The organism is Methylomonas rapida (assembly GCF_024360925.2).
In the GTDB taxonomy this organism is placed as follows: domain Bacteria; phylum Pseudomonadota; class Gammaproteobacteria; order Methylococcales; family Methylomonadaceae; genus Methylomonas; species Methylomonas rapida.
In genome coordinates this window covers 298,666-311,828 of the sequence record NZ_CP113517.1, presented here as the reverse complement: position 1 = coordinate 311,828, position 13,163 = coordinate 298,666, and the positions used below count along the sequence as shown (strand labels likewise).

12 protein-coding genes are annotated in these 13,163 nt (G+C 55.4%); 8 read left to right on the top strand and 4 right to left on the bottom strand.

Features of this window, described 5'->3' with window-relative positions:
• The first annotated feature begins 22 nt into the window (after positions 1–22).
• The 3 genes from NM686_RS01415 (at position 23) to NM686_RS01405 (ending at position 4,074) form a co-directional block, all read left to right on the top strand.
• Complete coding sequence (locus tag NM686_RS01415; RefSeq protein ID WP_255190166.1) at positions 23–1,906, top strand: ATP-binding protein; 1,884 nt, start codon at positions 23–25, stop codon at positions 1,904–1,906.
• Positions 1,907–2,206: 300 nt separating this feature from the next.
• Positions 2,207–3,115 (top strand): recombination-associated protein RdgC, encoded by a 909-nt coding sequence (gene rdgC / locus NM686_RS01410; RefSeq protein ID WP_255190165.1) that lies wholly within the window; start codon positions 2,207–2,209, stop codon positions 3,113–3,115.
• Positions 3,115–4,074 carry a L,D-transpeptidase family protein gene (locus NM686_RS01405; RefSeq protein ID WP_255190164.1) on the top strand — a complete coding sequence of 320 codons (960 nt, stop codon included), beginning with the start codon at positions 3,115–3,117 and terminating at the stop codon, positions 4,072–4,074. The genes rdgC and NM686_RS01405 overlap by 1 nt, the downstream gene beginning before the upstream one ends.
• 71 nt (positions 4,075–4,145) lie before the next feature.
• On the opposite strand, the gene NM686_RS01400 is transcribed toward NM686_RS01405, so the two are convergent.
• Positions 4,146–4,424 carry an Lpp/OprI family alanine-zipper lipoprotein gene (locus tag NM686_RS01400; RefSeq protein WP_255190163.1) on the bottom strand — a complete coding sequence of 93 codons (279 nt, stop codon included), beginning with the start codon at positions 4,422–4,424 and terminating at the stop codon, positions 4,146–4,148.
• Positions 4,425–4,506: 82 nt separating this feature from the next.
• Entirely contained in the window at positions 4,507–5,061 is a 555-nt protein-coding gene (locus tag NM686_RS01395; protein ID WP_255190162.1) for a L,D-transpeptidase family protein, read from the bottom strand.
• Positions 5,062–5,135: 74 nt separating this feature from the next.
• Between NM686_RS01395 and NM686_RS01390 the strand changes: the two genes are divergently transcribed.
• On the top strand, positions 5,136–6,770 hold the full coding sequence (locus NM686_RS01390) for an alpha-D-glucose phosphate-specific phosphoglucomutase (RefSeq protein WP_255190161.1): 1,635 nt from the start codon (positions 5,136–5,138) through the stop codon (positions 6,768–6,770).
• A 177-nt stretch (positions 6,771–6,947) separates the two neighbouring features.
• Here NM686_RS01390 and NM686_RS01385 read toward each other — a convergent pair whose 3' ends face one another.
• Positions 6,948–7,217 (bottom strand): DUF6316 family protein, encoded by a 270-nt coding sequence (locus NM686_RS01385; protein ID WP_255190160.1) that lies wholly within the window; start codon positions 7,215–7,217, stop codon positions 6,948–6,950.
• Between the two features lie 616 nt (positions 7,218–7,833).
• Positions 7,834–8,487, bottom strand: a complete 654-nt coding sequence (locus tag NM686_RS01380; RefSeq protein WP_255190159.1) for a response regulator transcription factor — start codon at positions 8,485–8,487, stop codon at positions 7,834–7,836.
• A 594-nt stretch (positions 8,488–9,081) separates the two neighbouring features.
• Here NM686_RS01380 and NM686_RS01375 point away from each other — a divergent pair.
• The 4 genes from NM686_RS01375 to NM686_RS01360 all read left to right on the top strand — a co-directional run bounded on the left by NM686_RS01375 (position 9,082) and on the right by NM686_RS01360 (position 12,966).
• Positions 9,082–10,902, top strand: a complete 1,821-nt coding sequence (locus tag NM686_RS01375; RefSeq protein WP_255190158.1) for a type II secretion system protein GspD — start codon at positions 9,082–9,084, stop codon at positions 10,900–10,902.
• Complete coding sequence (locus tag NM686_RS01370; RefSeq protein ID WP_255190157.1) at positions 10,899–11,360, top strand: SEL1-like repeat protein; 462 nt, start codon at positions 10,899–10,901, stop codon at positions 11,358–11,360. Before NM686_RS01375 ends, NM686_RS01370 begins: the two co-directional genes overlap by 4 nt.
• 68 nt (positions 11,361–11,428) lie before the next feature.
• Positions 11,429–11,632 carry a hypothetical protein gene (locus tag NM686_RS01365; RefSeq protein ID WP_255190156.1) on the top strand — a complete coding sequence of 68 codons (204 nt, stop codon included), beginning with the start codon at positions 11,429–11,431 and terminating at the stop codon, positions 11,630–11,632.
• A 368-nt stretch (positions 11,633–12,000) separates the two neighbouring features.
• Positions 12,001–12,966: a type II secretion system protein gene (locus NM686_RS01360; RefSeq protein ID WP_255190155.1), complete on the top strand. Its 966-nt coding sequence runs from the start codon at positions 12,001–12,003 to the stop codon at positions 12,964–12,966.
• Positions 12,967–13,163 lie beyond the last annotated feature (197 nt).

Below are 13,163 nucleotides of genomic sequence, written 5' to 3'. Positions count from 1 at the left end.
CCGGCATCACCTCGAAGACCTGGTGGTCCAACGCACCGCCGAACTGGCCCAGGCCCAACAGCAAGCCGAGGCCGCCAACCGTGCCAAGAGTGCTTTCCTGGCCAACATGAGTCACGAAATCCGCACGCCCATGAATGCCATCATCGGGCTGACCCATCTGCTGCAGCGCGATGGTGTCACCCCGCAGCAGAGCGCGCGGCTGGATCAGATCCGCGCGGCCGGCGGGCATCTGCTCAACCTGATCAACGACATCCTCGATCTGTCCAAGGTCGAGGCCGGCAAGCTGGAATTGACCATGGACGACTTTCCGCTCTCGGCGGTGCTCGACCATGTCGCCTCGCTGATCGGCGAATCGGCCAAGGCCAAGGGCCTGCGCGTCGAAGTCGATGGGGACGCCGTGCCGCCGTGGCTGCGCGGCGACGCGCTGCGCTTGCGCCAATGCCTGTTCAATCTGGCCGGCAACGCGGTCAAGTTTACCGAACGCGGGAGCATCAGTCTGCGCGCCAAGCTGCTGGATGAAGGTCCGGAGGGCCTGCAAGTGCGTTTCGAAGTGCAGGACACAGGCATCGGCGTGACGCCGGAGCAGATCGACCGCCTGTTCCAGGTGTTCCAGCAGGCCGACGCCGGCACCACCCGCAAGTATGGCGGCACCGGCCTCGGTCTGGCGTTGACGCGCAACCTGGCGCAGATGATGGGGGGCGAGGCGGGAGTAGAGAGCACGCCAGGCGAAGGCAGCACCTTCTGGTTCACGGTGCGGCTGCAGCGAGGGCACGGCATCATGCCGGCGCCAGCCGCGAAGGGAGTCGATGCCGAGCTGGCCCTGCAACGCGAACAGGCCGGCACGCGCGTGTTGCTGGTGGAAGACAATCCCATCAACCGCGAAGTGGCGATGGAACTGCTGCACGCTGTCGGGCTGGCGGTGGAAACCGCCGAGAACGGCGCCGTCGCGCTGGCCAGGGCGCAGACCACGGATTACGCCCTGATCCTGATGGACGTGCAGATGCCAGTGATGGACGGCCTGGAGGCCACTAGCGCCATCCGCAGCCTGCCGGGCTGGCGTGACAAGCCCATCCTGGCGATGACCGCCAATGCTTTCGACGAGGACCACCGCGCCTGCCTGGCAGCCGGCATGAACGACTTCATCGCCAAGCCGGTGGAGCCGGAGCTGCTCTACGCGGCCTTGCACCAGTGGCTACCGGCGCGCACCGGAAAAATCGGCGCGGGCGTGACGCCGCCGCAAGCCGGCACGGACCCTGCCGCCGCGTCGCCGAATGACGCCGATGCCAACCTGCGCGCGCGACTGGCCTCGATCGCCGATCTCGACCTGGCAGCGGGCCTCAAGATGGCGCGTGGCAAGCTACCCTTATACCGGCAGCTGCTCGCACTCTTCGTCGAACGGTATGGCGATCATGCGCGCCAACTCGCCGAACAGCTGGAGCAAAACGATCCCGTTGCCGCAAACTTGGCCCATGACCTCAAGGGCGCGGCCGGCAATATCGGTGCCATGCCCATTCATTTATTGGCCAGCGACCTGGATGCCGCGCTCAAGCGCGGCGACCGTGCGACGGCGCTAGCGATCCTGGGACCGCTGACCGAACGTCTGTCCAAATTGATCTCGGCCTTGCAGGCGGCCTTGGCGCAGGGTGAAGTCGTGGCGGCCGATCATGTCGTCAGCCACGTCCCGGTCGATGCCGACTTGCTGGCTCGCCTGGCGGATTTACTGGCCAGCGACGATACCGCGACCATCGACTTTCTGGCGGCTAACGAAGGCGCATTAAGGCCGGCCTTGGCACAGGACTTTGCCCAAATTCGGCGCAGCATCGAGACCTTCGATTTTCCGGGAGCATTGGACCGGGTGCGCGCGGCACTCGCGACCGAAAGGCGGACAGGCAGGGCTGAAGAGTAGGTCCAGAGTCTCCTAGAAAGCCAGGGGCAGCCTGTATTAGCGCCGGAGCATGCGGTGCCAAGCAATTCAAATTTTGATTTGCCTATCTAAAGTGTGGGGCGAATGGTCGCTGATAGTTTTGGATCTGAATGCTATTTAATTTACGATCATGCCTCCATGATCCCAACTTTTACGCCTCCAGGCTCATCTCACGGTGGAAATACAGCGCCTCGCTCAAGCTCATGTGTCATTGGACAAGGCTAGTGGTTCTAAGGAGTGGGTAAATTTGCGATAATACTTGGTTTTTTATTGAGTCGATGCATGTGGTTTAAAAATCTTGCTATTTATCGTTTTACCGAGCCTTTTACCTTGTCGCCAGAGGCTTTGGAGCAGAAACTGCAACAGCAGCCCTTTCAGCCGTGCGGCGGGCATGATGAGTTCAGTTTCGGCTGGACCTCGCCGTTGGGTAAGGCATCCGATGCCTTGGTGCATGCCAACAATGGCTTCATGATGATTTGCGCCAAAAAAGAGGAAAAGGTCATTCCTGCCTCGGTGATCAATGAAATGCTGCAGGAAAAGATCAGCGAAATCGAGGAACGGGAAGCGCGTAAATTGCCCGGCAAGGAACGCACACGCGTCAAAGACGAACTGATCTTCGAACTGTTGCCCAGGGCATTTTCGTTTTCCCGCAAGACTTACGCCTATATCGACAGCCAGGGTGGCTGGATCGTGGTCGACGCGGCTTCGCCGAAAAAAGCCGAGGACGTGCTCAGCCTGTTGCGCAAATGCCTGGGTTCTTTGCCCGTCGTGCCGATTGGCGCGTCGCTGAAGCCGGCATCCGTGATGACGCATTGGTTGTTGCACCACGATGCGCCCAAGGACGTCCTGATCGAGGACGAATGCGAGTTGCGTTCGCCAGAGGAAGAAGGCGCCATCATTCGTTGCAAGCGTCACGATTTGGCGTTGCCGGAAATCAAAAATCATCTCGACAACGGCAAGCAGGTCATCAAGCTCGCGCTGAGCTGGGCCGAGCGCCTGTCATTTGTGCTGGATGAGAATCTTGCGGTCAAGCGCCTGAAATTTCTGGATTTGATCCAGGAGCAGGCGGCCGATGTCGAAGCGTTTGATGATGTCGAGCAATTCGATGCCGATTTTTCCATTATGAGTGCGGAACTCGCGCAATTCTTTCCGCGTCTACTTGAATTGTTTAATGCCGAGGAAAATGCTTGATGAAACGCCTATTGCTATCTAGCTTATTAGCACTTGCTGCCACGACGGTGTCGGCGCTGACATTGAACGCGCCGGATCGTCCCGGTGACAGCGTGGTAGGCGATCCGCCTTATCAAGCCAAATATGTGGCGGCCAAATACGAAGATACATTGATCGATATTGCCGTCGAGCATCATCTTGGCCAAGACGAAATCGTTCTGGCCAACCCGACCGTCGATCGCTGGCTACCTGGGGCCGGAACGCCGGTGCGCATACCGACCAGCTTCATCCTGCCGAATGCCCCGCGCCAGGGCATCGTCGTCAATTTGCCGGAAATGCGGATTTATTATTATCCAAACGCCAGCACGGTCGTCACATACGCGGTTGGCATCGGCAGAGAAAACAACTGGAAAACCCCGCTAGGACGAACCCATATTGCCGGCAAAATGGAAAATCCTTCATGGACGCCGCCACCCTCCATCATTGCCGAGCACTTGGCGGAGGGTGATGTGCTGGAACCTTATTATCCGCCCGGACCTGACAATCCGCTGGGCTTGTTTGCTTTCCGCCTGGGCATACCGGGTTACCTGATCCATAGCACGCAAAAAACCAACGGCATTGGCATGCGCGTGAGCCATGGCTGCATGCGGATGTATCCTGCCGACATCGAAAAATTTTTCCCGATGGTGAAGACGGGCACTCCGGTCAATATCGTCAATCAAGCCATCAAAGTGGGCTGGCATCACGACACTCTGTACATGGAAGCGTATCCAGAAATGGAAGAGATGCCGGCGACCTATGCGCAACGCCTGAATAAGGCTCTGGATCTGATTCAGCAAGCCAATGGCGGTCAAATGCCCGTCATCAAAGGTTCGATACTGAAAATGGCGCTGGAAAAACCAACCGGCTTACCGGTTGCGGTCTACGAACGTCCGGCTCAAAGTCCCGCTCAGGTACAGGCCCAAGTACCGGCGAAATAAAATCAACGGACATTAAAAAGCCCGTGAGCCTTGCGACTCACGGGCTTTAAAATCAACAACAGCAATAATGCTTATTTGTGTTGTGATTTTTTGAACATGCGATCCAATTTGCTGTTGGTGTCTTGAGCATATTGAGCAGCGCGGTTGGCAGCAGCTTCAGCAGCGGCGGCTTTCGCAGCAGCTTCGGCAGCAGCAGCTTTAGCAGAAGCAGCGTCAGCAGATGCAGCAGAAACTTGTGGTTTCAGAGAATCGATTTGACCTTGCAGGTTCTCGATGTCGCCATTGGTGGCGCAACCGGTAGCCAGAGCAGCAACAGCAACAAGTGCAGATAATTTTACAGCTTTCATCATGGTTTTCCCCTTGATTGTGGTTTAAAAAACAAAAAGAACATACGGTGGTAATTCTCCAACATTTTTTGGGAATTTACCAACGTTATTTCACGGTGACCAGCGTGCCTTTTTCGACGTACTGGCTCAGACGATCAATTTGATCGTTCGTTAAGGCGATGCAGCCATGCGTCCAGTCAAAAACCTCGTGAACGCTCAAGCTGCCGCTACCCAAACCATGGATGCCAATTTGGCCGCCCAGATCGGTATTTTGCGGCGGAACCTGTCCGCTTTGTTCGGCCCAAGCAATGGCGTCATACACATCCCGGTTGATCTTGCCTTGCTGCAAGGCTTTCTCCGCATGCTCCAGATTAGGATAGGTCAGTCCGAAAAATTTGCGGAAGGAACTTTTATCGTTGATCCAGCCGATGCGATAGCTGCCAAGTGGCGTGATGTCGTCGCCGCGATGCTCCTTGGTGCCGGCGCCCTTGCGGCCAATCACGACATGGTCCAATACTTCCAGGGTTTCATCGCCTTTCTTGATTTCGAGATTTCGGGTCTGCGTATCGATCAGCAACCATACGTCGGGATCGGCAGCGGCAAGACCAGGGGCGAGATAAAAGCTTAAAAGCAAAGTAGGGAGCAATGATTTCTTTCTCATATCCATTCAGTCTATTAAAGAGTAGGATTTTGGTGTAAGTTAAACTTTTTAAATTGTCGCATTAAGGGTAGAACATGCAAATAAAAACCTATAAGACCACACCCTATGATGATCAAAAACCCGGCACATCCGGGCTAAGAAAAAAGGTTAAAGTTTTTCAGCAATCCGGCTATCTGGAAAATTTCGTTCAGTCCATTTTCAATAGTTTAGAAGATTTTCAGGGAAAAATTCTAGTTTTAGGCGGCGACGGCCGATATTTTAATCGACAAGCGATTCAGATCATCATCAAAATGGCGGCCGCTAACGGGTTTGGTGAGCTGATCATCGGCCAGGGCGGTCTGTTGTCGACACCGGCGGCCTCCAATGTCATCCGCAAATATCGCGCTTTCGGCGGCATCATTCTATCCGCCAGCCACAATCCCGGTGGTCCCGACGAAGACTTCGGCATCAAATATAACGTCGGCAATGGCGGGCCGGCACCGGAAAAGTTCACCGACGCCTTGTTCGAAAACAGCAAAACCATCACCAGCTATCAGATGGCCGAAATCGACGACATCGACCTCGATAGCGTCGGCGACGTCCAAATCGATGGCATAAAAATCCGCATCATCGATCCCGTGGCCGATTACGCCGAATTGATGGCCCGGATTTTCGATTTCGACCTGATCAAACAAAGCATCGCCGCCGGCTTGATTACCTTGCGCTTCGACGCGATGCATGCCATTACCGGCCCCTATGCCAAACATATACTCGAAGACGTGCTGGGCGCCGCGCCCGGTTCGGTATTCAACGCCGTACCGCTGGAAGACTTCGGCGGCGGCCATCCCGATCCCAACATGGCGCACGCGCACGAGCTCACCGAAATCATGTTCGGGCCGAATCCGCCGGTTTTCGGCGCGGCCTCGGACGGTGACGGCGACCGCAACATGATCATGGGCGCCAATATTTTCGTCACCCCCAGCGACAGTCTGGCCATCATGGCGGCCAACGCGCAATTGATTCCCGCCTATGCCAAGGGCATTAGCGGCGTCGCCCGCTCGATGCCGACCAGCCAGGCGGTCGACAGGGTCGCGGATAAATTGAGTCTGCCGTGCTACGAAACGCCGACCGGCTGGAAATTCTTTGGCAATTTGCTGGATGCCGACAAAATCACGCTGTGCGGCGAAGAAAGCTTCGGTTCCGGTTCCAATCATGTCCGGGAAAAAGACGGCTTGTGGGCCGTTTTATTCTGGCTGAATTTGCTTGCGCGCAAGCGTCAACCGGTCGAGGATATCGTGCGTGAACATTGGCAAAAATACGGCCGCGACATCTATTGCCGCCATGATTACGAAGCCGTCGATGCCGACATCGCCAACGGCATCGTAGAGCAGCTGCGAAACCAATTGCCGAGCTTGCCCGGCAAAACCTGGGGCGATTACAGTGTCAAATTCGCCGACGAATTCAGCTATACCGATCCGGTCGATGGTAGCGTCAGCAGCAACCAGGGCATCCGCGTCGGTTTCGCCAATGGCTCGCGCATCGTATTCCGCCTGTCGGGCACCGGCACCGTTGGCGCAACCTTGCGCATCTACCTGGAGCGTTACGAGCGCGACGTCCGCAACCATGACCAGGACCCTCAAGTCGCGTTGGCGGAGTTGATCGAGATTGCCGAACAACTGTGTCAGGTCAAACAGCGAACCGGTAGAACCGAGCCCTCGGTGATTACCTAACGTTCATGAAGGCTCGGCATCGCCCCGGCAAATGAAAGTTCTAGCTGTAGGAGCGACGCGCAGTCGCGATGAATGGCTTCAATTCGCGACTATGCGTCGCTCCTACAATGGCCTTCAGAGTAAGACAAGCGTAGTGACGAGCGTTGAAAAGCGCCTGAACTGGCGCATCGTCCGTCGCTATTTGTCGCGTTTAAGTGCAAAATCATGCATGGGCACAAGCCGCAATTTCTCGCCCTTCTTGCCTTCCTTGTTGCGCCCGCCATCGTCGCCAGTCTTGATGCAGTGCTGAATAAAGTCATTGAGCTCCTGGGTGGCTTTTTCTTTCGTGGCAAAAGGGCCAAAATAACCTTCCCGAGCCGAAAAAAACCATTCCATCCTGCCCGTTTGTGGATTGTTTTGGCAAAAAATCCTGTCGGTTCTAAACATTTTCGCTTCTCTTTTCTCCAATTAAGCCCAAATTAAATATTGCCCACGGCTTGCGGCCTCATCAATGCCTTATACAGGATTGACCCGATAAGCAGAACTCTTAAATTGTAGATGCTTATGCCGCAAATCGGGCAAAAGCCATAGGCCATTGAATTGCAAGATTTTATCTCGCGAGTGTTATGACCGGCTCATCCCGAAGTTGTGCATAGACACACCCAGTGAAATCAAGCGACGTTACGCTGAAAGTAACAAAATGTGAGGGTGCGGTTGCTTGCCCTTAGACTATTTTCATTTGCCGGTGCGATGCCGAGCTTTCATGACCGTTAAGGTAACATTCGGCAGGATGGATAAGGCATTAACCACATCCACCGGACGAGAGCGCATCTTGGTGGATGCGCATGCGTTTACCCCCCGCTTGGTCAGGCTTCCCAATCCAGCGAAATCCGGAAGCCGTTTTTAGATTGTTGCTTAGCTGGGTTCCGTCAAAAATAACGTTACTCTGGTTCCCACGGTCCTCCGCGGGAACCCATGCGAAGCCCGAGCGCAAGTAAGAAGCTGTTGCTGACGTGGGAACGAGGCGGAGCATGGGACAGGTAAGTTATTTTGACCCTATCCTTATTGCCGAACAGGGCGGCGTTCAGGCCACATGCTTGACGATGCCGTGGCGACTGGCAAACAAGGCCAGCTCGGACATCGTTTTGAGCCCCAGCTTCTCTTTGATGCTGGTCGCGTTGTTGCAGACGGTCTTGTGGCTCAGGCACAAGTGAGCGGCCACTTCACGCGTGGTGGCGCCGTGAGCCAGCAGATAAAAAATATCGAATTCGCGCGGGGTCAACTGTTTGATCTTTTCTTCCGGTGGCGTTTCGTTTGCGGCGCCTACCGCCAGCTTTTGCGCCAATTCGGGGGTTAAAAAATTCCCACCCTCCATGATGGCAAACACCGCGTTCATCAACATTTCCGGTTCCGAACTTTTCACCAGATAGCCTTTGGCGCCGGCTTTGAGTGCCCTGGAAACGTAAATCAACTCATCATGAATGCTGAACACCAGGATTTTGCAATTGGGATCGCGGTTGATCAGCCGTCTGATGCATTCAAACCCGCCAATGCCGGGCATCGATAAATCCAGCACCACGATATCGGGCTTCAATTGATCGTAAAGCTGACAAGCCTTTTCGCCGCGATCGACCTCGAACACCTGGCCAATCCTTTCGGATGTGCCCAAGTAAGTCTTGAACCCCATCCTGACCACGGCGTGATCATCCACCAGCAACACATTGATTTTTCCGCTCAAAAGCCCCTCCTCGATATTGACGGTTTTGGTAGCCGCTCCCTACCCCGTGGCGGTCAAGAACGCTTCCGTAAAATCGACATGGTCGCTTTCGCCGACCCAAAAAAATACAGGAATAATTCCCGTTTGCTGCCGCGCCTGCGCGGGCAGGTCATAAAAACAGGAATACTTCCTTGTCATACAAGGAGATGCAACCCTAACGCAAGAACTTAGGCCATTGATAAAATAAGATATTTTCGTGCGAAACGGGAATTTTTCCCGGTGCATTTAGGGCTTTATTCCCTAATGCCCGTAATCAAGTACCGCCTAAAATGTCAGCCGAGAAAAGGACACAAAGGAGTGATCGATACAAGGATGTAAATGGAATAGTGTGTTGTGTTTCCTACATTTATTGGTTTTTTAACTGAATCTGCGCCGCTATTTTCCCTGGCGGCGCGGATTTTTTTATGGGTACGAACCAGCCGGATCGGGTCCGGTGGCGGCCATGAAGGGTAGGCAAGCGTTTAAAACGGTCCGGCGAGCGGACGAAGAATAATGAACGAAAGGAACCCCAGGTTGTTCAATAAGTTGACAAGGTGCATAACGGTTTTGCTGATCATGATATGGTTGACGGGATCTAACACACTGGCGGATGCCGCACCCTTCGTCATAGAAGAACTGGAGTTCAAGAATTCCCAGGTTTCCGACATCATCCGCGCCCTGGCCGAAGACTCGCGCGTCAATATCGTGGCAACGCCCGAAGCCGGCAAAAAAGAAGTCACCATCTTCCTGAAGAAAGTCACGCTGGAAGACGCCATCAAATCCATCTGCCGCATCAGCGACCTGTGGTACCGCCACGACGAGGGCGGCAGTGGCACCTATCGCCTGATGACCAAGGAACAATACAGCAAAGACCTGGTATTGGGTCAGGATGAGAACATCCGCGTGTTTCAACTGCGCAACCCCAACGTCATCGCCATCGCCATGGCGATTCAGAATCTATATGCCCCCAGGGTGCAGGTCAATTTTAATCCGGTCATGAGTTCTGGTATGGGAATGGGTGGCATGGGAATGGGCGGTATGGGTGGTTTTGGCGCCGGCGGCCGTAGCGGCAGCATGCGTGGCGTGGGTGGCTCGATGGGCGGTTTTGGCGGTGGCATGGGCATGGGTGGCGGCTATGGTGGAGGGTACTTAGGCTCTGGAGGCGTTAGAGGCAGCAACGCATACGGTTTTAATCGCTCTTACGGTTATCGCGATGGTCGTAACAGCCAGTTTGGCGGCATGACTACACTGATACCCCAAGATCAGATACCGAGCAATATGAGCGTCGATCAATTGGAGCAACTTTCCACTGATAGCGGGGACGGCAAACATGTGGAAGCCGACAAGATCACCGAAGTATCCGGCATGAACAAAGTCGTCTTTGTCACGGTGAATAGCGAACACAACCAACTGATCGTCAAAAGCAGCGACCAAGGTATTCTGAAATCCATAGCCAACTTGGTCGAACAAATGGACATCCCGCAGACCCAGGTCATGCTGGAAATGAAGATCATCGACGTCAAGGTCGGCGAAGACTTTTCCTCGCTGTTCAACTTCGAAATCAAGGACACCAAAATCCAGGGCGACAGCCTCAAACCGCTGATACTCGGCGGCGCGGCGGCCATGACGGGCGGCGGCAGCCTGGTCTACGAATTCGTCAGCGACAAGGTCAAGGCCAACATCGAACTGCTGGAAAAAAACAATCGCCTCAACGTGGTTTCCAATCCCATGTTGGTGGCGTCCAACCACCGCCCGGCCTCGCTGTTCGTCGGCGAAGAGCGTGTGATGGTGCGTGGTTATGCAATCAGCAATGTGCAAAATACGACTACGGCAACCACCTTCTCCAGTCCAGAAACCGAACTGCTTGAAATCGGCACTACCTTGCAGATCATTCCGCACATCAATGATGACGGCAGCATTCAGATTCAATTATTACAGGAAAACTCCACGTTAAATGAAGGGGCTGCCAGCATCCCCGTGACCAGCAGTACCGGTGACACGGTGCTGGATTTGCCTATAGACACCATCACGACCGCCAAAATGCAAGGCGAAATTTTCGCCCGCCACGGCTACACCGTCGCCGTCGGCGGCCTGATCCGCGACAGCTTTTCCCGCAACCGGCGCAAAGTGCCCTATCTGGCCGACATTCCTTTGCTGGGCAACATATTTCGCCAAACCGTCGACGAAGACAGCAAATCCGAAATGGTGCTGTTGATCACGCCCTACATCCTGAACCAGGGCGAAACCCACGGCCAATACGACCCGACCGACAAATACCACCATTACGCGCCGGACACCGCGATGCAATCGTTGCCCGTGCCGCCGCCCAAGCAATCCGACCCGCCGATCTGCGGCGAATTTTGCGCGCCGGACAACCTGAGGAACTCGGATCTATGAAAACACACGGATTTTCAGTCTTCCGGTTCCCGCGCGCCCTCGTCGCAACCCTGGCCGCCCTGCTGCTCTGCACAGCCTGCCAGCCGGCCTTCATCGGCATGGACTCGGAAGCCGACGTGGCCGCGGAAAATTGCTACGCCTACCGCTACGGCGACAAACTGCGCAAGATCAACTTCGCCGAAGCCTTCGACTGGTGCTACCGCTCCTCCCGCTTCGGCAACGCCAACAGCCAGGCGCTACTCGGCGAACTGTACTACCTGGGGCTGGGCGGTCCGCAGGACATGAACCTGGCCGGGCAATGGTTCGACAAGGCCGCGCGCCAGGGCCATGCCCACAGCCAATACATGCTGTACCAGATTTATTCGGTCAGCAGCGACCCGCTGGAACGGGAACAAGCCGATTACTGGCTGAAACAGGCCAAACAAAGCGGCTACAAACTGGCCCTGCAAGCGCCGTGATGAATCTGACGCCTACTGAAACCTGGCCGAGGCATATTCCCACGCGTGAGCGTGGAAACGAGGACAACATGATGACGAAACAAACAGAGAATTACGCCGCCCCCGTCAAAAGCAAACTACTGGAGCTGCTGGACGACATGCTGCACCACGACGGTTTTGGCGACATTCGGGTGGAAGTCAAAATCCTCAAGCGCCGGCAAAAGGAAGTGATCCTGCATTGCGGCAAGCAATACCGCTTCGTGGTCGACACGATGGAAGGCACCGGCGCATGAATCCGCCCTTGCCCTGGCGGTTCTGGCTTGCTCTGGTCCCCACGGTCCTCCGTGGAAACCCGCGCGAGCGCTGCCTGTACTCCGACTGATACCCATGGGCCTACGGAGCAGAGGTAAAGCAAACCTACGAGCCTTGGATGAGGCTGGTATGCATTCCCACGCGGGAGCGTGGGAACGAGAGAGCCTACGAGCCTTTGCTCTGGTTCCCACGGTCCTCCGTGGGAACCCATACGGGAGACGACGCGGGTGCGAGAGAACGAGAGAGAAATGAGTGTGATTGGGTCACATCGCAAAATTAAGTAAACCGAAAACCAACAGGCCGCGCGAGGCGGCTGCGGAATTCACTAGCGAGAACATTGGAAATGAAAATGAAACAACTGAAAAAACTACAAACCGGCCAAGCGGGTTTCACCTTGCTGGAATTGCTGGTCGTTATTACCCTGATCGCCGCGCTGGCGGTAGGCGCATTGATTGCCTACGACGGCGTCGGTGACAAGGCGCAAGCGGCGGCAGCGGCGGATGCCAACGTCAAAATCGACAATGCCATTCGTCAATACAAAGCGGTCACCAATGTCTATCCGAACCAATGGGACAACTTGGTTGCGGAAGACACCTCATTGATCGAAGCGTTGCCGACCCAGTTGCTGAGTGTCGTTTCGCGCTGGAGTTTGGGTGCGGCGGCATCCGACGTCACTCTGTCCTTGGGTAGAGCCGGTATCAACGAACTGCAAAACTGGCAAGTTTGGACGAAATCTTCCAATGCTGCCGGCGTAATCCCGAATCTGGCTCATAACGAAAGTTTCAACTCGATTAACGCAGTAGAATCCGAGCATTTCGAAAACGATGGTGTGGGTGACGATGGTCCGATCCTGAATATCGCCGTTGTCCCTGGCTTAGGTGGAACTGTCGGTACGTGTCAAGCTTCTGGCGTTACCATTCCGGCCACCACAGTTGACCCTGACGGCGCTGGTCCATTGGATGCTGGTGACAACTACATCCAAAACCGTTACAGCGATGCGCTGGAAGGCGACGAGTGTCACTTGGTCGTCGCGCTGGGCTTCGGTAGCGATGCCGCCGCCAGCACCACCGGCAAATCAGTATCCATCGGCAAAGCACCTAGCTTCAGCAAAACCGATACCGCCAACCCGGACAACAACATCGATCCGAACCAACACTACTCACGTTATATTGGCCTGTTCCTGGTTGGGTCGGATACTAGTGAAGACGGCAACATCACCGGCAGCGAGTATCTTGCCAAAGCCCGCCTGCTGACCATCATCGCCCCCGACGGCACGATTGCCGATCAAAACCTGGCGACCGCCGTACAAAACTAATGGCTTGAGCCGGTAACGGCCTGAGACATTGATCTGGTTCCCACGGTCCGCCGTGGGAACTCCAGCCGGTTTAAAGATTGCCCTTGCCTATAGGGGCCATCCTTAAACCGACCAGCACGATCTGCCTGGCGAGGCCGGTATGCGTTCCCACGCGGAAGCGTGGGAACGAGAGATGGAAACGCCGGTATGAAACGCGA